Genomic DNA, 21,262 nt, shown 5'->3' on the forward strand with positions numbered 1-21,262 from the left:
AACGTTAGTGGTTGATAGGTCGGTAATCGCGTACCGGTTTAATTTCTTTAAGCAGGTTTGGATAAGCTGATTGTATGCCAGCGTTGATTTTGATGGAATCGGCCACTGTTGGGCCGTTGTTCTCCCACACATTTCCCGGCCCGTTGGCGTTACGCATTACCTTGTCGGCCGGGCTCCAGTTGTTTTTAACGGTAATGCAGGACGAGCCTTCGTCGAGGTAATAGTAAAACCAATGTTTGGGATCATGGGGGTATGGTGCTTTATAGATATTGTCTATATAGTTTTCGGTGATAGTGGTTCCGGGCATGGCTGACAACGTATAGATCCCTCCAACATCATATACGTGCATAGCGTAATGATGGACTTTATTGGCGTACACCAGGTTATTACGCATGGTGTTCACTGCTTTTGTCCACCCCCATCCTACGCAGATTCCGGAGTAAGGCACTTCACTTACTTCGTTGTGGGTGATTTGAAAATCGCGCACATAACCGGCGCTTATGCCTACACAGCCCCAGTCTTCATTCGCTACCTGGTTGACCAGGTTATTGGTGATAAGTATGTCGCGACACAGCTCCCGCTCATCTGCGGGGTCGTAGGCCAGGTGGGTTTCAAATGCTTCGTCGGAGAACACGCCTGCCTGAATACCTGTGCCGGCTATATCGCGGAAGAGGCAACCGGCGATGGTATCATAGCGGGTACCTTTTTTAAGATCGAGCCCGGTGGCGCCCAGGTGCTGGAAGCTGCAGCCGCTGATGCGGATGCGGTGGGCGTAGGCCAGCTCTACTGCGCCTGGTTGTCGCCCTATCCAGGCCTGGTTTTCCAGTCCGGCTTTAGCTGTGGTGCCGGGTTGCCTTAGCTTATAGGCATCCAGCAGGTACATGCCTGCCTGCAAAGGCACATGTCCTTTCTCGCTGGGGCGCAGCCAGCTGCTGTGCGCAAAGGCAATATTTCGTATATGCACATCCGTTACAGGAAGGTCTGCGGTGCCTTCTATTCGCAGTAAGGTTTCCAGTTCGGGAATAACGGCAACGGCCGTACGGAGATCTTCGTTGGTGCGTGGCCAGTAGTAAAGATGGCGGGTATTGATATCATAATACCATTCCCCCGGTTCATCCAGCAGCTGTATGGCATTGGTGAGGTAATAGGGCGAATTACCCGTTTCGTTGGACAGCCAGGGAGCCGGCCAGGGATGCTCGCTCTGGATTTTACTTTCTGGCTGAAAGAAATGAAGTATGGCGGAATCACCCTGCGGCTGGATAGATTGTATGCGCAGGTTGGCAATGGCCCACCATTGCTGGATACACATTTCCAATCCTTCTGTTTTACCATGGAGCAAGGCTTTGGGTGTTGGGATGATACAGGTTTCGTGCTGCTTATTCCAGTTGAGTATGCGGGTCATGCTGTCACCACTAACATCACGGGCGCGCACGGCCTTCTCCTCGTTGACCCATAATTGCCGGAAGCCTTGATTGTAGGGCAATACGGCCACCCATACTTTTCCTTTGGCAGTGGGTGGCAATCCCGGAACGGCTGCTTTGAGGGGTTGCCATCCGGTAACCGCTTGTCCACCGCTGAGTATGGGCAGTTCACCTTCGGCTGCTTCAATAATAGTAGGACTCTCCGGCGTGCCGCTATCTTCCGGCCGTATAAATACGGGCTCGTATAAACGATAAGTTCCACCATGGATAATTATGTGAATTCCTCCTTTGATGGCCGGGTCATGTAACCGGCGTAGCTCTCTGGCATGGCGCAGGGCCGCAGCAGGAGTTGCCATAGGAAGTTGCCGGGTGCCTGGATTGGTATCAGCGCCGGCCGGACTAACGTGGATGTCGGCAGCAAGAGCCTGTAACTGTATCAGTACAGAAACTGCCAACAAAAATACACTCACTCGTTTCATCTTTGTTGTCTGGGAGCAGTTATAGAATACAGATAAATTTACCTTTACATCGGCTGCTGAAAAATGTTAGTCCTGATTAAAATGATGGAGGATTTTACTATTTATCCTGGAATACCCGTTTGAGATAGGCGGTATTTACACCGTAATTGTATTTAGTATCAGTGGGTTTGCGTGCATCCCTGCTACGTTCTATCACCAGCCATCCGCTCCATCCCATATCGTCCAGTGTTTTTTTCACTTTATACAAATCGAGTTGCGGATCATTTTGCAACCATACGCTATCTTTATTGGTAGCATGAATCATACATATGCGGTCCTTCCCCAGGATTTTAAGTTCGCTGATCAGGTCGCGACCTTCTTTGAGTGGGTTAGAAAAGTTGAAATAGATTTTTATTCCGGGAGATGCTATTTCTTTCAGCAACTTTACCTCCTCTTTTGCATCCAGGGCGGTTTCTATGCCAATGACCACTCCAGCCGCCGCTGCCATTTTACCGGCCACTTTCAATCGTTCCACTACCGCCTTGCGTACTTCAGGATTTTTACGCAGGTCACATTGTACACCCAGCGGCAGGAAGGCCGTTTTCACGTGCATGAGCTGCATGGTTTTGATGCAGTCTTCGATGGAGCGGATATATTCTTCCCTGCCACAAAAAGATTGCGCATAGTAGCCCGTCATGGCCAGAGAGAATATCTCCACGCCATTATCATTGGCTGTTTTGAGGAAGCTATTCCGGATAGAGTCCGTCAGTAGTTTATTATCGAAAGTAGGTCGGTTGCCGAGGCCGCCCATATCGACCTCAACGCCGTCAGCGCCCAACTGTGCGGTAAGCGTAATGGCGCCTGCTTTCTGCCGTTTGAGCAACATGAGGTCGATCAGACCGACCTTATAACGTTGCTGTTGGTTTGCGCTCACCATAGCTGTTTTAAAAACCGTTTCCAGTTGTTCAAAACTTTTCACGGCACGTGCCGGCAATTTTTCCCCGTGGTCACCAAATACATACATGGCTTGTTCGGGCTCAATGGTGATGCCGGTTTCATGGGCTGCACCATTGGCATCCAGTATGGGGGTAGCATTTAAGCGAAGCTCTTTTGCCATGAATTTATAAACAGCGGTGCGTTTGTTAATGCCATAGTCATGTTTTTCTTCCGGCAGGTGTACGTTTTGGACGTTATCTGCGCGACCATACCAGCTATATATTTTTTGCAGGTAGCCGAAATCATGCTCAGGCATTTTGTCCGTCCAGTCGCCACCGTCACTCACCACCAGCTGCGGCCGCGGTGCAGCCATGGCGGCTATTTCCACGTTGTTCGTTCTGCCGTCACAGTTATGAACGGGCATACCGCTTTCGCAGGGGCAGCCGCCATAAAAGTAACTGGACAGTGATACTACCGGTGCGGCCACCCTAATTCGTTTATCCACTGCCGTTAGCAGGGTGGTATGCGTGCCGCCGCCGGAACCACCGGTGATGCCTACACGCGAAGTATCTGCGGATTTAAGGGAGAGCAGGTAATCGAGGATGCGAATTCCACCCAGCACCTGGATGGTCATGGCCAGACTACGGCGGTGGTCTTCTGGCTTGAATTGCAGCAGGCTTTCGCCCCAGGCAAAGAGATCGTAACTGAATGCCATAGCGCCCATTTTAGCAAAGGCAGCACAACGCAACTGGCAATCGGCGCGGTAGCGTTGCTTTTCCCAATGGCCCTCCGGGTTTAGGATCACCGGTATTTTACCATTATATTTTAAAGGTTTATAGAGAGATCCGTTTACCCATACACCTGGTAGTATCTCCAATGCCACATTCTCCACGGTATAGCCATCATACTTTCTTAGGGGTGTCACGATCGGCGCCACTGCAGGCGCTGCCGGCAAAGGCGACAACCGCAGGGCCTCCAGCATGCAGGGTTTTAAGTCCTGTTTACGTTGCTCCCATTCCTGGAGGGTGTTATATTGTGCAGCAATACGATCCAGCTCCGCCCAGCCTTCCTCCACGGGCCAGCGATAGTACTCGTAGCTCCCCAGTTTGAATTGAGTGGCGCTTTCCTTTTTCGCTTTCATTTCCAGCGGCTGCAAAATATTGCTCAATGTAGTTGCTACGTCCGGGCGGTATTTCCAGTCGGCATAGGTCACCCACTTACCGGCAACGGCGGTATCGGCGTATTTAATTTTCACCTGGTATTTTTTTTCTATGGCTGCCAGCACCTCTTTCAGCGGCTTCCGGAATTGGTCATCGGAATTCTGTGCAGTGGCGGGTTTCAGACAAGCAAAAAGTACGAAAACGGTGAAAATAGCTCTCAACATAACGGATATTTTAAATTATTCTTCGGAGGCATTGTTGGCATCATCCGGGTGGAAGCCGGGCCATTGTTCATTTACAATTGGTTTCAGTTCCAGCTTTGCCGGGTCTACCACGATGTGCTTAATGCGTTCGCGGCGCCAGGTGTAAACGATATGTACCAGCCCATCAGTAGTTTGTATAACTGACGGGTAGGAATACTGGCTCACGGGGGAATCTTCCAGCACAAGGGCTGCGCTCCAGTTTTTACCATCTTTTGAAATGGCCACATTGAGCGGTGTACGGGCACCTTTGCCGTTTTTCAGGTCAGCAGCGGGTTTCACGTGATTGTACACCAGTAATTGGCGGCCGTCTTTTAAGGTAACAGCGTCCGTGCCGGAGTTGTTATTGGGTAAGGAGGAAGCAGTCATAGTGCTCCATGTTTTACCATGGTCGGTACTCCAGCTTTCGTTAATGGTCCTGTTTTTACTGCGACACATGATCTGCCACCGGCCATCAGCGTAGGTTAGCAGGGATGGCTGAATGGCGCTCACAGTTTTACCATCATTGAGGGGGAGGGTTTTAGTCCAGGTTTTACCGTAGTCGGTAGTAATTTCCAGGTGAGCTCTCCAACCGTCTTTCTCAGTGCTGGATGGGCAGATGAGCTTACCATCCAGTAGTACCGGTTTGTTTTTGATGGGTCCGAGGAATCCTTCCGGCAGGGCTTCCCGTTTACTCCAGGTTTTACCGTTATCGCGGGAGCGCATCATCCAGCCGGTCCAGCCGGCAACGTTAGGACCTATTTTATAGAACAGGAGTAGTTCTTTTGATGGTGTATAATACAACACGGGATTATAGCAGGCATGGCGGGTGGAGTCGTTTAAAACGCCGTCAGCCACCATTACCGGGGCTGTCCAGGTGCCATCTTTGAAGTGACTGGTCCAGATGCATACATCCTTGAAGCCTTCCTTGGTACCGCCAAACCAGGCAGCCACTAAACCATCAGTGGTTTGCGCGATGGTAGCGGCGTGACTTTCCGGGAAACTAGCCCTGCGGAAAATAAATTCATCTCTCACTATACCTTTTCTGAAATTAAAATCAGCGACCAGGTTATAGGTACCTGAACGCAACTCCAGCACCGCATAGCGGCCTTCCATACGAAGGAAACGCACACCAGTGGCTATGGCCAGCGGTTTACCACTTTCTGTGATACCTTCAGGATCGTTGGCAGGAATGTATACCGTAGCGGAAGTATTTGCCGGAATACTGATTTGCCAGGAGAACTGTTGTATCCTTTTTTTCCAGCTGCTGGCAATGGTGCCATAAGCACTTTGATAGGTAGCCTTCACGAAGTCAAGCCCGTCAATGTTTTCAGGTTTCATCACGAGGTGCTTAAAGGCGATGGCGTTATTATCTGATTTAATACCTGCCAGATTTTCGTATAGCCATATCAGGTAGTCGCCCAGCAGCATCACATGATTTTGCGAGTTCATTTCCGGGTTGGCGGTATTACCGTTCCAGAGCTCCCAGATAGTAGTAGCGCCGTTTTTAACCATATAGCCCCAGCTGGGATAAGTATCATTGCCGGCAAGTGTAAATGCAATATCACTGCGCTGAAAATGGCTGAGGCCACGCAACAGCCACTGGGTACCGATCACACCGGTACTGATATGCATTTTATCGGTGATCTTAATTTTGGTATAGAGACTGTTAAACACGGCTTCCTCCTGCCCTTCCGGCACCATGCCAAAGTACAATGGCAGCAGGTTAGCGGTAACGGTGTTATTGTCGTAGTACTTTTTGTCGGCGCGGTAAAACTTGTTATTGAACGCGCTGCGTACTGAGTCGCGTTGTTGCTGATAGCCTGCAATATCCCCTTCCTGGTGGGCGATGGTGGCAAAGCTTTCCATCATACCGAGGAGATAGTAATAGGTGGCGGTGGAAAGCAGCTGACCGTTGGTGGTGCGGGTACTGTCCTTCGAATGAATACTGGTCAGGTTTTCCGGAGGCACGCACCAGTCGCCATATTTATCCTTGGTCATGATACCATTTTTCAGGTATTTATTTTTCATATAGTCCATCCACTTTTTCATGGACGGGTAATGCCGTACAATCGCCTGTTGATCGCCGTACTGGCGGTAGAGCATATCGGCTACCATGAGGTAGGTGCCGGGCCAGGTGATGTTATCTGAGTAGTATCTCCAGTAGGCCGGGGCTACATCCGGGATGGACCCTTCCGGTGTTTGGGCGTCCTCAATATCCTGGAGCCATTTGGCGTAAAGTGCGGCGTTATTGAACAGGAAAGCCTCGCCTCCTGCCCCGGTGGCACGGTCGCCCAGCCAGGGCTGGCGTTCATTACGCTGCGGGCAATCCATGGGCATACCTTTGTAGTTGGAGGCGATGCCCCACCAGGCGTTTTTGTGAACTGCGTTGATAATGGGATCGGAACATTCGAAGGTACCGGTGGTGGTCATGTCGTCATAAAGCACCTGTCCTTCAAAATCCTTGATGGTGGGCGTTCCGGGAAACCCGGTTATTTCTACGTAGCGAAAGCCGTGATATACGAAGGTGGGCTGCCAGCTTTCGGGTCCACCGCCTTTTAGTGTATACTTGTCCGTTACCCTGGCGTCCCGTAGGTTGGCGACGTACAGTTGTCCGTCCGGTTGGAGGCTCTCTGCGAATTTAAGGGTCACTACCTCTCCCCGCTTACCGTTGACTTTTATACGCAGCCAGCCCGCGAAGTTCTGCCCCATATCCAGTATATATCTCCCTGTACTCAATTGCTTAATTGATACAGGTTTGATCGTTTGCATTACCTTCACCGGCGGGATCATTTGCGCAGTGAGCTTACCTTCCGGTGCTGCTACCAGTTCCGGCTGCAGCCAGGCATGATCATTAAAGCCAGGGAGTTGCCATTTGGTCCATTCTTTTGTAGCATCATATTCTTCTCCGTCATAATCGTTATTGGTCCTGATAGGCCCGTCTACATTCAGTTTCCAGGATTGATCAGTGGCTACTATCTGCTTTTCTCCGTTGGCATATTCAATTTCCAGCTGAAGGATCAGCTTAGGAAATCCGTAAGTAGCGTGCTTGGCGGGTTTGTAATTCTGGCGCATCGTGAAATAGCGACCATTGCCCACCGCGGTGGATATCACATTGGCGGCTTTAATATCTCCCGTAACATCAAAAGTATTATACAACACTGTTTTACTGAAGTCAGTAGGTGCAGGTGTTAAACCGTAGCTGTTAATGCGTTTGCCGTTGATGTTAAGCTCGTAAACGCCAAGCCCGGAAACATAGACAGTGGCTCGTTTTACCGGTCCTTTGGTGGTAAATGCCTTTCTGAAATAGCGGGCGGATAACCTGGACCATTGGGAGATACTGTCAAACGGGGATGCATGATCATAGCCGATCCAAACTGCTTTCCAGTCTGCATCACGCAGCAGGCCCATACTCCAGGTAGCCGGGGCACTCCAGGCGGTTTGTCCCTTGTTGGTCCACGACTTCACTTTCCAAAAGCATTGCTGTGTGCTTACCGGCTGTTTGCCTGCATAGGGAATATGCAGGGTGGCATCGGATTGCACCACGCCGCTGTTCCAGAGGTCGCCCTGATTTTTATCGAGCAGCGCTTTGGAGGAAGCAACCAATACCTGGTAGGCTGTTTGTTCCACATCCCGCTGGGCAGATTGCAGCTGCCAGCTAAGCCGGGGCGTGGTAACAGCTATGCCTGCAGGATTTTGGAGCGATTCGCAGCGTAGCTGCTGAATTCTCACCTGTGCAAATACCTGTGCCGCGCAGCAGAGACCTATCAGCAGCATTGTCAGTTGGAAAGTTATTCTTTTCATTTACCGGAAAAATCAAAATATAAAGTCATAGATAAAGCCCGGGAAGGCTCTTTTTCATAATCGTAAAAAATATTTTTAGCGCCCATTGGCCCGGTGGTTTCATTGCGTTGTGTTTTAGTACCGATACTGCTGATTCCTTGCATAAACGAAATATCTCCGGGAGGAAACAGCGGCTCGTAGTTGTGCCACTGATCTGTTTTCCAGGCTGGTGTAAACAACCGGAGGAACACATTTTCTGTAGCGCTCACCACGCGGAAACTATTACCCTTCATATGGAACTGCGCCCAGTAAAGGTTTGCGTGATAGCCTTTGAATTCAGGATACACCCATGGATATTCGCCTGTTTCCGTATTGTTATACGCCTTATTCCAAATGCCCAGCTGTACGCCTTTGCGACGGTTTTTCCAAACGCGGTAAGGTCCGTCGCCCATATAGGTCACGCCGGTGATGGCGGATTCCGGAAAGCTAAAACTGGCACCTGCATAGTTTGTAAAGTAAGCCGCAGGAAAATAGTGCAGGTCGAGCCTGATCCATCCGGAAGGGTAAATCGTCCAGCGGATGGTATTAAAGGCATCCTTTTTAAGGAAGGCTGATTCCAGTATCAGCTGCCCGTTTTCTTCGCGCCGCGATAAATTAGCAAAATTATTTGTCCCTTCAACAATTAAAGGACCAGTGGTAAAAGGTATATCACCTTTTGCATTGCTCACTTTGGTAAGTAACCCATTATTCGTATTAAATGTCAGCTTAACATCTGATACTGTTATAGTGAGCAATGAATCATTTTGCGAGGTATTGATGTTGTTATTTCCTGAAAGGGATACAATATCCGCAGCTACCTGTGCAGGGCGGCGTACCGGATAGGAATGAGCCATGATCTCACGGTCATGGCTATCCGAAACATGTAGTTGCAAAACATCATAATTGACCCAGTCGTCCGGCAACTTTATTTGCAGTATCCCTTGCTGGAGCGGTGCAATATCCGGTGCGGTGGCGGTGCCTTTTAATTCCTGTCCGGAGGCAAGGCGTCTCAGCGTCCAGCTAAAGCTGCATTGCTGCAGATTGGTGTAGTGATAGCGATTCTCCAGTGTAAACCGGCCATCAAAACCTGGGGCAATTTCTCTTCTTCCTATAAATACCGGGCTCCAGATTTCCTTGATGCTATAATAGCTGGCTTCTTTTTCATGATGTGGGCCTACGATGCCATCGGCGCCTCGGTGCTTGTCGGTATCCAGGGAATCGTGCAGGTCTGTACGTACCACTCCCTGGTCGGCAAAATCCCAGAGGAAACCTCCGGCGCTGAGTGGCTCATGCCACATTTGCTCCCAGTAATCGGCCAGTCCTGCACCGTGGCCACCATCAAACTGGCCGTGCAGGAATTCGGTGGGCATCACGATTTCCCGGCCATCGTTATAGTTACCGATGCCATAGTTATACTCCCTGTAGTGCTGCGTTTCGATACCGTTAAACAACTCCCATGGATGTACCAGCGGCCGCTGCTGCGGGTCCCAGGCGTAAAACAGGGAGTCCAGGTCGCGGTTATGGCCACCTTCGTTGCCGTTGGCCCACATCACTACCGAGGGGTGATTACGGTCATGGTCCATCATTTCCTGCAACAGTTTTGTACCGGTAGGCGTATCATATTGGCCATGCCAGCCTGCCAGTTCGTCCATTACAAACAGGCCGAGTGAGTCACAGGCATCCAGGAAGTGATCGTCTGGCGGGTAGTGACTCATGCGCACGGCGTTCATGTTCATGTCTTTGATCAGCTGCACATCTTCCAGGCTGTTAAGGCGACTCAACGTACGCCCGGTTTCCGGCCGGAAGGAGTGCCTGTTGACACCCTTCATTTTCACTTTCACACCATTTACGTATATGCCATCCCGTTGTTTCAGTTCCACCGTTCTGAATCCAACATGCTCACTTATGGTATGTTGCAGCTGGCTATTTTTATATAGGGAGAAGTTGACCTTATATCGGTACGGCGCCTCGGGATTCCACAGCACCGGCGAGGCAAAGCGGGCATTTACCACAAAGCCATCGGGGGTTTTACGGCCGGTGGTACTGCCAAATACTTTGTTGTCCTGATCAAAAATAGTGACCACAAGGCTATCGCCCTGCTGCGCTGTGGTTACTGATGCAGCAAAAGCACCATCCGCTGCAGCATTGATGCTTACCTTACGTATATGCGTGGCCGGTAGTACCTCCAGCCACACTGGCCGGAATATACCGCCAAAGATCCAGTAGTCGCCCCGGCGCTCCGCTGCGTTTACCGATTCATTAGCGGAATGCTTATCTACCTTTACTTCCAGCGTATTCTTTTTGCCGTATTGCAGTAATGAAGTAATGTCGTACTTAAATGCATAGAAGGCTCCCTGGTGTATAACACCGGCAGACTTGCCATTGATTTTAACGGTGGCATCGGTCATTACCCCTTCGAATACCAGGTTGATGACCTTATTTTTCCATTGAGCCGGCACCTCAAAACTGTATTTGTACAAGCCTGATTCTTTACCACGCACAGTGTCTTTCGCGAAGCCGTAGTTATATTTTCCAAAGCCCTGTAACTCCCAACAGGAGGGCACGGGGATGGTGGTCCATGTACCGGCGTTCATCCCTGCGGTGCAGTAAAATTGCCAGTTGACCGCATCGTTACTACCGGTACCACTGAGATATACCTTTTCCGTTTGCTGCGCCATGGCAGGCAGCAGCAACAATTGTAACCATAAAATCAAATACCAGTGTTTCCTCATAGCTTGCCTGTGATGGGCTGCAGCGCAGGCGCCGCAGCTACTTTTTTACCATTGACCCAACAGCTGAACCCTTTTCCCTTCTTATATTTAGTACCGTCCTTATCCCAGATGATGGTGATATATTTGCCGTGATACAGCACATTATCCAGGCAGAACCAGTCCCAGGTACCGGCAGGCAGAAGGGGATGTATAGTTACCTCGTTGCCTGGGGAAGGACGCAGGCCAACCAGCCCGGTAATGATCAGGTCATTGAAGGTGGAGTGGTTATAGTAGCGACTCCGCTCCTCATCTCCTTTGAGCCAGTAGCCTGTTTTTTCGTCCAGGTATTCACCGATGTAGGGACGGCCACGGTAGTACTGCGACTCCACATAGGTTTGTAATAACTTAAAGTAATTGCTGTCTGCGATATCGGTTTGCCGGCCGCTGTTCAGCACAATGGCCAGGGCTGTTAAAGTTTGTGCAGTGGCAAAAGGCCATACAGCACCATCCCACTCACATTTACAACAGCCGTGGCTCCGGAATGCCGGGTGACTCCGGTCCGCCGTAGTGATACCAAAGGGGGCGCAAAAGGTTTTTGCATCCGTTAAACTGCGCCAGGCCACGTTGTACGAGGCATCCGGCAGGTGGAAGTACCAGGGAATAAACCCGATTTCTTCTTTTACCCCTGATAAGGTGTCCGCTTCTTTCAACACTTCAAAAAACTGATGGTCAGTATGCCATAGTTTGGATTGTACCAGTTGCTTTATCGTATCTGCCTTGCTGTTATACAAGGCGGCTTTATCCGTGGCTCCACCGAGACCGGCAATGGCGGCCAGTGCGCGGGCATTGCCGTACATATAACTATTAATGGAAGGCCTGGCATTCTTTTCTTTCCGGCCACCACTGATAGTTTCCTCCATAGCGTCGCGCACATCATATTGCCAGAACAGCCCGGAAGGCAGGCGGCGCTCCTGTTCCCAGGCACTGTAATCTTTTTCCAGGTCAGGCAACAGGTTCTGCACAAATGCCGCATCATTATTCACCAGGTAGCGATTATAAATGGCATCGATATTCCAGCTACTGTAGAAACGCAGCTTTTTCAAAGGCCCGCCGTTATTGGCCCTGTACCATACGTGCAGGTTATCATTCATGTACTGCGGGTTATGCAGCCATCTGGATTCGTAGATATGATGTCCTAACGCACTGGAAATGAGGTTATACTTATCCGCGTACGAGCGCTGGATCAGGAACTCTGTAAACACGAAACCTTTTTCGGTTTTCCTGATATGCTTGCGCAAGGTCCACCAGCGGTAATAATATAACTCTTCAAAGTTCTGCTGCGGGCAGTCGAACAGGGGAATATTTTGCTGCATCCAGGCCCAGGCGCTGTCATTTGGTATTGCCTGTTTTATATTTTCATCCTCCATGGTATTGAAGTAGGAAACATAATGTTTATAGTCTGCAAAGCGCAGCACCATTGGCTTCCCGGCGTATTTCGACTGCGCATCCGCCACGCCGGACATCAGTAATAAAGCAACCAGTATTCTCCGCATCATGGCTGGGTGGTGGTTTTCAGGTAATGAATCTGATAGCGTGCTTCCGGCGCCTTACTGTCTGCCCCTGGCAGATCGTAATCCTGGTCTGTTGGCGTATCCGCATCCGGGAACCTAACAGTATGCCCTGTACGAAATACGATGCGGTTAACTGTGGCTACCGGCGCGAAATAAACGTTCAGCACCGGTTTTGCATCATTAATTTTCACCGTATAAAACCGGGTGCTGGTGTTAAGCTCCAGGGTGATATGCAGTTGCTCTCCCGCCTTATACTTTCCGATACTGCGATTACGGTATCCTTGTTTCGTACATACGGTACCGGTAGAATCCAGCAGCAAACGCAGGCAGGGCGTACCTTTAGGATCGGTAACTTCTATTTCAAGGGTGCCGGTATTTGTTTGCAATGGTGTCAGGCCAAATGCCAATGTAACTTTCGTTGCTTCGGGGAATACCCGTTCTGCTTTTGCATAGTCAAATGGGTCGCTGTCGGCCAGCACCAATGCCTGGCCTTGCATAGCCACCCTGCACCACAGCGGACTGTATAGGTTCCAATAGCGTAAGGCTTGATGTGGCTGCATGTCCGCAAATACCTCCTGCACATCTGCTGTTTGTTTCCCGGTCACCGGCACTGGTATCTTACTAATCCAGATATCCTCCTTATTCATACTATAAGTCACCCACATATTGCTATCGGGCGGATGCCCGTCCATTTCCTGGATACCCCTCACATACTGCGGGCCGTAACTTTTATAGGCGCCGCCGTAGCGCAGGGCTGATATCTCCCCGTTAACCAATAACAAATTATTATAGGTTAATCCATCCGTGCTGGTACTAACGGCCAGGGGCCAACGAAATTCTGAAGGGTTGTAAACGGTGGCATACTTACCATCTGAGGTACGCTGCCCCCAGATCTTGGCATTGGCATTCACAAAGCCGGGAGCGCGGGTGGGATTATATTGCCAGGTCTGGCCTTCGTTCGTGGAAATGCTGGTGAGTGCATATTTCCAGAGGCCTACAGCGCGACCATCCGGCAGGTGGTAATAACTGAGTGCTTTAAAATCTTTCTTTAATGGGATCAGCTCATCGTTTCTGTCCGACTCCTCCACCATCTGCTGCATGAGCAGGCCGTTATGCAAAATTTCTTCACAGGCTGCCACCAGGCCTTTATCTTTCGATGATTTATAAAACGGGTAGCTGGTATTTTTTTCGTTGAAATTATGGTTGTAACGGAGGAAGTAGATCGGCCCGAAGCTGCCATCCTGCTTTATTTCCCGGATCACGCGACCGACCCCGTTACCATCATTGGGATCATCTTTCTGCCCCAGGGCAATGCCGTAATAAGCGAGGGCAAACAATCTATTGGATGTAGCAGTATAAAAGCCAATACGCTGGTGCATTACCGCCAGGTTATTTTTGGCAGTGTCCGTACGACCAGGTTTTACAAAGCCATCCGGAATTTTATACTCCGGGAACAGGACTACCGGCGTGTTCCATTGGTAGCCATCCCGGGACCATTGCAGCAAAGTTCTGCCAGGTGGCACATGTTCTCCAACGGGATTGCTGAGGTATTCCAGGTAGAAGTGATTATTCCAGTATGCGAGCATGGGCGCGTGATTATACGTCCACCTGGTAACGCCGGTATCGGCCCGGTTAGCCCGCATAGTCTGGATATTATGTACACCTATGGCGGGTTGCAGCTGACCATGGTGATAGTCTACATTTGATAACGTGGTTCCGGTATAACGTACCGTATCCTGTGCTGCTGCCAGCAAAGGCAACATACACATGGATAGCAGCAGGTTTCTGTTGCTGATCAGCTTCATGGTTTTCCGAGTTGTTTCAACAGGTCTTTTACTAGTTTCTTTTTCACCGGCACAATGGTGCCGTGCTTGTGCCCTTCCGGCAATTCTATTTGATGCGCTGGTGGCTGAAATGTAAGGAAGTCGCGGGTTTCTACGGCTTCATATGTTTTTTTGCCGTAGGCATCGTAGTAGATGAGCCACCTATTTTTGAGCTTCACTACTGACGGGCCTTCGGTGAGCTTGTCCGTGAAAGGAGCTGAAATATTACTCCATGGTCCCAGCGGACTGCTGCCATGCGCCACTTTCAGATCCCGCTCCGGGCGGGTATTGTCCTTAAACACTAATACATATTTGTTTTTGGACTGTTGCACAATAACGGCATCGATTACACTATACCCCGGATCAAAAAACAATTCACATCTCCCAAAAGCCCTCAAATCCTTTGTGTGCGTGTAGTACAGCCGGTGATTATTACTATCTTCCTCCTGCCCTTTCGGGAATTTGCCGGGAATGCAGGCGGCCCACACTACTTTCATATCGTCGCTCTCTTTATCGTAAAAGAGTTCAGGCGCCCATACGTTCACTGCCTCTGTTTCATTCATGATGGGCAGCAGCCCCTGCTCCGACCAGTGCAGCAGGTCTTTGGAGGTGGCATGGCCAAAGCCCTTATCACCACGCCAGCTGCTGGTCCATACGAGGTAAAAAGTTCCGTCGGGTCCTTGTACCATGGAGGGATCACGCATTACCTTTTGCGTACCTACCCCAGGTTTCAGGAATACGGTATCCATATCCTTCCAGGTATACCCATTGTAGGAATACAGGAGCCTAAGTCCGTCTGTGGCCGGTTCCTGGAAAGACGTAAAAAGGTAGGCCTTTTGCGAACAGGATGCCAGGATTATCAGTAATCCCACCAGTAGGTATGTCAATTGTTTAGGCATAGGCAGACGTTATTTTTCCAGCACTAACACCCAGTCGTTACCATGCTGCCTGCGCGCTGGCGGCGTGTAAGGAGTGATAGTGGCTCTTTTATTCAATGTGGCATTTGTATATTTTCCGCTGGAAGGATCATACCAGGCAGCTTTTTCCACCACAAAACCCAGTTTTGACTGATCCACCTTAAATGGCTTACCTGTAAACGTGTATACGTAAGCGTAGTCCTTTCCCTTGGTAGCTACCAGATGCTCGTATTGGGAACCGCTATTCTCCGGCAGCAGCTCCGGTGCTGGTTTACGGTCGAGGTAGGAACGGGACAACACCAATTTTTTCAGGTACTGCATTTGTGCGGCACCCGCACTAAGCATCGCTGGTTCCCAATCCATATTCACGCCGTAATTGGCGTCTGCATCTCCTTTGCGGTGAAACTGCATCACGGCATTTTCACCATAGGTAAATCCGGCTCCACCGGCAAACACGCTCCAGTAGCCGTACCGGCGAAGGTCGGCAGCATTCCAGCGGATCTCCAGGCTATCGTGCAGGCCATGCGGAATATTTTCATAGGAGGGTTCCCCATCCAGCACGGGCTTGAGGGGTTGCAGCTTATAATCGTTGTCCACATACCTCCAGTTATCCTCGCCAAAGTGGTGCTTATCGCTGATACTGGTGTCCTGCGCATAGGTGCGGTGGCCACTTTGGAACATATTGAAATCCAGCCACGGTGCGCTATGAAACCATTCAGAAGAAGAATAGCGTCCTCTCGGATGGTAGGTCACCAGGTGCTGCGGATCATTTTGTTTTATCGTTTTGCCGAGTGTTTCCCATACTTCCATGCCTTCTGTGGCGCGAATATCGCCACCATTCATCCAGATGATGTTGGGCTTGGCGCCGTATTTCTCCGTGAGGAAGCGGGCGTAGGTGGCTGCCTGTGCCGGCGTTACGTAGCCCGACTTCACATTGCTGCCCCAAACAGGCACCAGTGCGATGTACATCCCGCGTTTGGCTGCTTCATCGATGACGAAGCTGATATGGTTCCAGTAATTATTTTTATCTGTGGAGATATTTGGTTTGGACACGTCGCCGTTGATGAGGGCGGAATCGCCGTAGGCATTCTTCGCCTTCCTCACATCATGCAGCACCATCACCTGTATCACGTTAAACCCTTGTTGTTGGCGGGTATCCAGGTACTTCACGGCTTCTTCGCGTTTGCATTTTACAAACAACAGCCAGCCTGTATCACCGAGCCAGAAGAACGGTTTACCATCTGCTGTTACCAGAAAATGTTTATTATCTGAAACCTTTAAGGGTAATGGAGCTTGTGCCTTTAACGTGTACGTACAAACGAAAATTCCTATTGCCAGTAACCATTTTTTCATAGCAGATTATTATTTTTTTTCCAACCACAATGCCCAGTTGCCGTTGGCGGGTTTATTCAGCTGTATAATTTTGCCCGCCTGCACTGTTTCTTTGGGAGACTGTAATTCACCGGTATTGGTATTGATCCAGTAAATATTATATCGCCCGCTTTGGGTGCTAAGGTCTGCGCTGACACTGCTGTTAGCAGTATAAATGATACTTCCGGCCTCGCCTGCAAGCACCCATTGCCCGTCGGTAGTGGCAACGGGCTGCATAACAGCTGCTGCCTGCAAAAATCGTTTATCCGTTGCGGGTAGCGCTGGCAGTGAGCCTCCGGCCATTAACACCGCCCATCCGAATTTATCCGCAGCGTCGGCAGAATAGATCACTGCTTTGTCCGGGAATTTCAGTTTGTATTCCAGCACGGCGCGGTATACCTGTTCTGCAGAAGTACTTTTGGGCTTAAGGAGTCGCGCATGCTGCCGTGGTGCCAGGTTCTGGCCTCCCTGCGGCGTGTAGGCGGTACCGTTTGCCTGGTAGTACCAGTAGCGGATGTCTATCACGTCTATCAGCCTATTATACGCCGGATCATTCAGAATCGCATCCTGCACATCCCCGGTAGTACTGAGACCTATCAGCGGTCGTTTATTCTTTTCTGCTTCCCAGCTGCGGATGGTATTGAGCCAGAACTGCACAAAATGCAGCGGCCCGGTAAACTCCTCGCCTATCAGTTGTATCACGCCAGTGTTGGCGGCAAAATTATTAAGGCATTGCCGGATGTACTGCTGATGCAGGTTCCGGCGTACCGGATGGGTAGTATCATAAAATTGCTCCGCCATAAATATGCGTTTATCGCCAGCATAGGGTACTGGTTCCGGGAAGCCTGCATCGTTGATATTATTGGCGGTGCGCCACGGAAAATCCGCATAGTGGGCGCCTGCTTCGATGATGTTATGTTGAAAATACATTTGGTGTACCAGCAGCAGCCCACGCTGATCGGCCAGATCTGCATATTGTTTCAGGCGGCTCCAATACCAGTGGTTGTAGGTGCTCAGGTCATATTTACTAAGTCCGTCCCAGGCGGTATCCCGGCCTGTTCTGGCGAAGGGCAGCTCATAAAAGGGCGCCCATACATCGCCATCCATGCGGCGGATGCGTTCATGGTCATCGCGGCGGCGATCGTACCAGAGGCCGTAGTTTTGTTCCACTGCTATGGTGTTGCGCAGTTGCATTGTATCCACGAGTGAGGTCAGGTCGTCTGTCCAGCCGCGCCCGGTACGCCCTGGCACAAAGCGGGTGATGGCTGGCCCTGCAGCTTGCCGGGCATATACCCTGGCGTTACCATTCCACCAGGGCACGCTGATGCGGCGGCCGCCGGCAACAGCATTATTACTTACCAGCCAACCATATTGCAGGTGAATAGCGTTAGTAGCAGCAGGAGTTACTTTGGCCGGAATAGTTACCAGCTGGTCTATTGCTTTGATACCAGTAGCTTTTACGCTAATTGGATTACGCCGTGCCGCTTCGTATATAAATGATTTCAGTGTTTTGGCGGGTGTGGTGGCGGCCGCCGTGAGCTGGGCCGCAGTGGCAGCAGAAGGACTGCTGCTGGCATCGGTTTCGATGAGCATTAACTGCCGGGAAATATCGTCTACGCCTATACGTTCTTTTAATTGCTGGTAGTAAAGACTCCTGGGCTCAATGCTGTTGTTGGACTCCCCCCAGTAACCATTGCCTGCAAACTGGCTCCAGGAGCCCAGCGCCCAGTTTTGTGCGGATGGTGGTGCATAGCAGTCGATCCGTGCGGCGCTGCAATTCCAGAGTACGGAATTAGCCATATTCCAGCCGGCGCCTTGTCCATCCTGACCTCGGTTCAGCATACTGATGGCATTACCATCTACATACACCACATCAAATAACACACCGGAAGCCCAGCTATCAAGGCCTCCGCTGAAGCTGAAAGGGCGGCTCGACTCACATTGTACAAACGCATTAGGCCCTGGAGCACAAAAACCGGTCACAAAATCATGGATACCATTTTCCGCATAGCAGCGCTGGAAAAGGGTTTGCTGCCCTGCTGTAAAAAAGGTATTTCTTCTCTCCCCTCCTATTTCTGAAATGGGATTTAGGGAGATGCAATCTTCCACTGTGATGCGCGCAGCGTTTTCATACAAGGCTACTGCGCTGCCTGCGAAGTGGGAAAAGGTCACCTGGCGCACCCAGGCATCCCGGACATTATCCATGGTAATGCCCATCCAGCGGTGGTCTTCATCCTTTGGATTAGCTGCAGCAAAGGTGGACACCAATTGCAGGTTTTCAATACCACAGTTATGAATACGCCCCGGCCAGCTAAAAGTAGCCAGGGTGGCGTATCCATATTTTTTCTCTATAGCAGTCGTAATAGGTGCATCAATAGAAATGGTGCTATTACTGGTGTTTGTAATCGTTCTGATCCAGCTGATGTTACGCTGGCCCGGCTTCCATCCCAGCGAGGTAATGCCTCCGCCAAAATGATCCGTGCCCAGGTCCGTGATCCAGGCCTGGGTGCCCGAGCGGGTGATTACGACAAGATCCCCGGTATGCAAGCCTTTATCAGCGGCTACCTTCAGGGTACGTGCATTAACGGGTGCGTAGTCGTCCGTAATGGTGGTGCTATCCAATAGTACCTTATCATCTTTCCCCTCGATGCGGATCAGCGTTTCCCGCCCTTTGCCGGTACCGGTGATGATAGTCCCGCCAGCGGCAAAACCGCTGCCACGGAGTACTACACCAGGTGTATGCAACAGCAGACTACCATCCACCTCATAATTCCCGGGCTGCAATAGCACGGCGCCACGCCTGCCTTCTTTAGACAGTGGTAGCTTGCTGACATAATCAATAGCTGCCTGTATTCGACGGGTGGCATCTCCGCTTTGCAATGGCACCACCACCTTCACCGCAACGTCTGGAATAGCCGCCTCCCCGGCTTTATAACCGCTGTAGGAAAAATCCGGGATACGGTTGCCCAACGAATCCGGGACATATTGCAGCCGGCCTTGCGCAAAAGCAATTGGCGGCACCGGCTTCGGTTTCTTCTGGGCATAAGACGAAGCAGCTGATAGCAGGCATATACCCGCTATCAGCGCCAGTTTCTCTCTAATTAACATGCGCACCTTTATCATTACACGTTTAAAAATATTCCTTATTTGCCCGGCGTCACATTGGCCAGTGGCACTACGCTGTCGAGATACAATTCAATATTCGTATAGCCGTTACCGGATTTTGCATATTGCGTGGCATCAGCAGCGTTATCAGGATTCAGGCCCTTCTTTTTTTCGTAATCGTCCGGCATGCCATCGTTATCGCTGTCCTTATACGGTGTGCCTTTGTACTCCGGATAACCGCCTACCTGACTGGGGTCAGTAATGATACCAATTTTATAGGAATCCAGCGGCAAGCGGCGATGTTTAAACTGCGTTGCAGGCGGTGTTACTTTAGGGTCCCAGGTAATTTTGCCGGTAGCTACATCGTTGACGATGCGGCTATCCACTGCATCGCGCCGGGGCAACGTGGCGCCGGCATTTGCCAGCACGTACTTCTTCGCTTCTTCTGCTGAGAGAATGGTGATTTTAGCCATCGGCAATGAAGTGGGCCATTGTATTTTCGACATATATTCACCGGCGTTATTTTCTTCCTCTACCTGCACCCCGCCGTTCCAGTTATTTTTGGTGATCTCGGGGTAGCCTTCCATGATATTGCCGTTTACATAGGCGCGGCCATAAACCTTATACTTCAGCTTACTGCGGCCGCTTTCAGGCTTCAGTATACGATGGCCTACGGTATTTTTAGGAGTGGCTGGTCCTGGTTTGAAGTAGTTGTTGATAATGTTAAACTGTGCGCGGTAATCGCCGCCATCAATGCTGCGGTGTACCCAGTTAAACACGACGTTGTTGACAAAGTTGAACACGCCGTTCCAGCCTACAGAAGGGTTACGGCCAGCATTATTGGCCCAGAGGTTACGCATGAAGGTACAGTTTTCGCCGCCCAGCGTACTCCCAAAAGCGTGGTTCCAGGTGTCCAGTGCTTCGCCGAAGATGGAGTTTTGAATGGTGATATTTACCGTTGGGAATTTATCTTCAATTTTTCCGGTGCTGTCGTTATACATGTGACGGTACATGCTCATGTTCTCGTCCAGTCCCCAGGTGGCGGAAACATGGTCGATCATGATGTTGCCGATGGGATTACCGCCTATGGCGTCATCCCTTCTGCCTACCCAGGTTTCACCGCGGCGGAAGCGCATGTAGCGGATGATCACGTCGTGGGTGTTGATCCACACGCTTTCTCCGGCAATGCACACGCCATCACCCGGTGCTGTTTGTCCGGCAATGGTGATGTAAGGTGCCCGGATCATCAGTGGTGTTTTGAGCCGTATAATACCGGCTACATTAAACACGATGGTACGGGCACCCCCTTGTTCGCAGGCCCAGCGCAGACTGCCAGGTCCGTCGTCGTTCAGGTTGGTGACTACATACACTTTACCACCACGGCCACCGAAGGAGAATTTACCGCCGCCTTCGGCGCCCGGGAACGCGGCCACTGTAGCTTGCGGGAGTTCATCTACCCGACTAGCCCAGGGGATAAATGGCTTACCATGTTTTGCCTCCTCTTCTATGATGGGCCAGGCAATGGCCCATGCCGAATCGGAATGCGCTACCGCTGCCCGCATCAGTGAATCAGCGGAGTGCTGCACATCAGCAGGGATTTGCGGATACTGTGCTTTTGCATGCGATGCCACACATAGTCCAACAGTTGTTATCAATGCCAGACGGAGAACTTCTTTTTTCATTACGACTGTTTTCATTTCACCGGAAAATTGTGTATTCGGAAGATAT

General features: G+C 50.6%; 10 protein-coding genes. All 10 read right to left on the bottom strand.

The features are described 5' to 3' along the window. Nucleotides 1-4: 4 nt before the first annotated feature. Nucleotides 5-1,900 (bottom strand): right-handed parallel beta-helix repeat-containing protein, encoded by a 1,896-nt coding sequence (locus KW844_RS08790; protein ID WP_218376344.1) that lies wholly within the window; start codon nucleotides 1,898-1,900, stop codon nucleotides 5-7. A 97-nt stretch (nucleotides 1,901-1,997) separates the two neighbouring features. Next, nucleotides 1,998-4,199 (bottom strand): sugar phosphate isomerase/epimerase, encoded by a 2,202-nt coding sequence (locus KW844_RS29070; RefSeq protein ID WP_255578304.1) that lies wholly within the window; start codon nucleotides 4,197-4,199, stop codon nucleotides 1,998-2,000. A gap of 15 nt (nucleotides 4,200-4,214) precedes the next feature. Beyond that, nucleotides 4,215-8,018, bottom strand: a complete 3,804-nt coding sequence (locus KW844_RS08800; RefSeq protein ID WP_218376345.1) for a family 78 glycoside hydrolase catalytic domain — start codon at nucleotides 8,016-8,018, stop codon at nucleotides 4,215-4,217. Then, nucleotides 8,015-10,750, bottom strand: coding sequence for a glycoside hydrolase family 2 TIM barrel-domain containing protein (locus KW844_RS08805; RefSeq protein ID WP_255578305.1), 2,736 nt, complete (start codon nucleotides 10,748-10,750; stop codon nucleotides 8,015-8,017). Before KW844_RS08805 ends, KW844_RS08800 begins: the two co-directional genes overlap by 4 nt. A gap of 14 nt (nucleotides 10,751-10,764) precedes the next feature. After that, nucleotides 10,765-12,303 carry a glycosyl hydrolase family 65 protein gene (locus KW844_RS08810; RefSeq protein ID WP_255578306.1) on the bottom strand — a complete coding sequence of 513 codons (1,539 nt, stop codon included), beginning with the start codon at nucleotides 12,301-12,303 and terminating at the stop codon, nucleotides 10,765-10,767. Further along, entirely contained in the window at nucleotides 12,300-14,123 is a 1,824-nt protein-coding gene (locus KW844_RS08815; protein WP_255578307.1) for an exo-alpha-sialidase, read from the bottom strand. The genes KW844_RS08810 and KW844_RS08815 overlap by 4 nt, the downstream gene beginning before the upstream one ends. Then, complete coding sequence (locus tag KW844_RS08820) at nucleotides 14,120-15,040, bottom strand: glycoside hydrolase family 43 protein (protein ID WP_218376347.1); 921 nt, start codon at nucleotides 15,038-15,040, stop codon at nucleotides 14,120-14,122. Before KW844_RS08820 ends, KW844_RS08815 begins: the two co-directional genes overlap by 4 nt. A 9-nt stretch (nucleotides 15,041-15,049) precedes the next feature. Continuing rightward, complete coding sequence (locus KW844_RS08825) at nucleotides 15,050-16,411, bottom strand: glycoside hydrolase family 140 protein (RefSeq protein ID WP_218376348.1); 1,362 nt, start codon at nucleotides 16,409-16,411, stop codon at nucleotides 15,050-15,052. A 9-nt stretch (nucleotides 16,412-16,420) separates the two neighbouring features. Further along, complete coding sequence (locus KW844_RS08830) at nucleotides 16,421-19,537, bottom strand: DUF6298 domain-containing protein (protein ID WP_255578308.1); 3,117 nt, start codon at nucleotides 19,535-19,537, stop codon at nucleotides 16,421-16,423. 35 nt (nucleotides 19,538-19,572) lie between these two features. Next, entirely contained in the window at nucleotides 19,573-21,216 is a 1,644-nt protein-coding gene (locus KW844_RS08835) for a polysaccharide lyase family 1 protein (protein WP_218376349.1), read from the bottom strand. Nucleotides 21,217-21,262 lie beyond the last annotated feature (46 nt).

This window comes from Chitinophaga sp. sic0106, assembly GCF_019219075.1.
Classification (GTDB): Bacteria; Bacteroidota; Bacteroidia; order Chitinophagales; family Chitinophagaceae; genus Chitinophaga.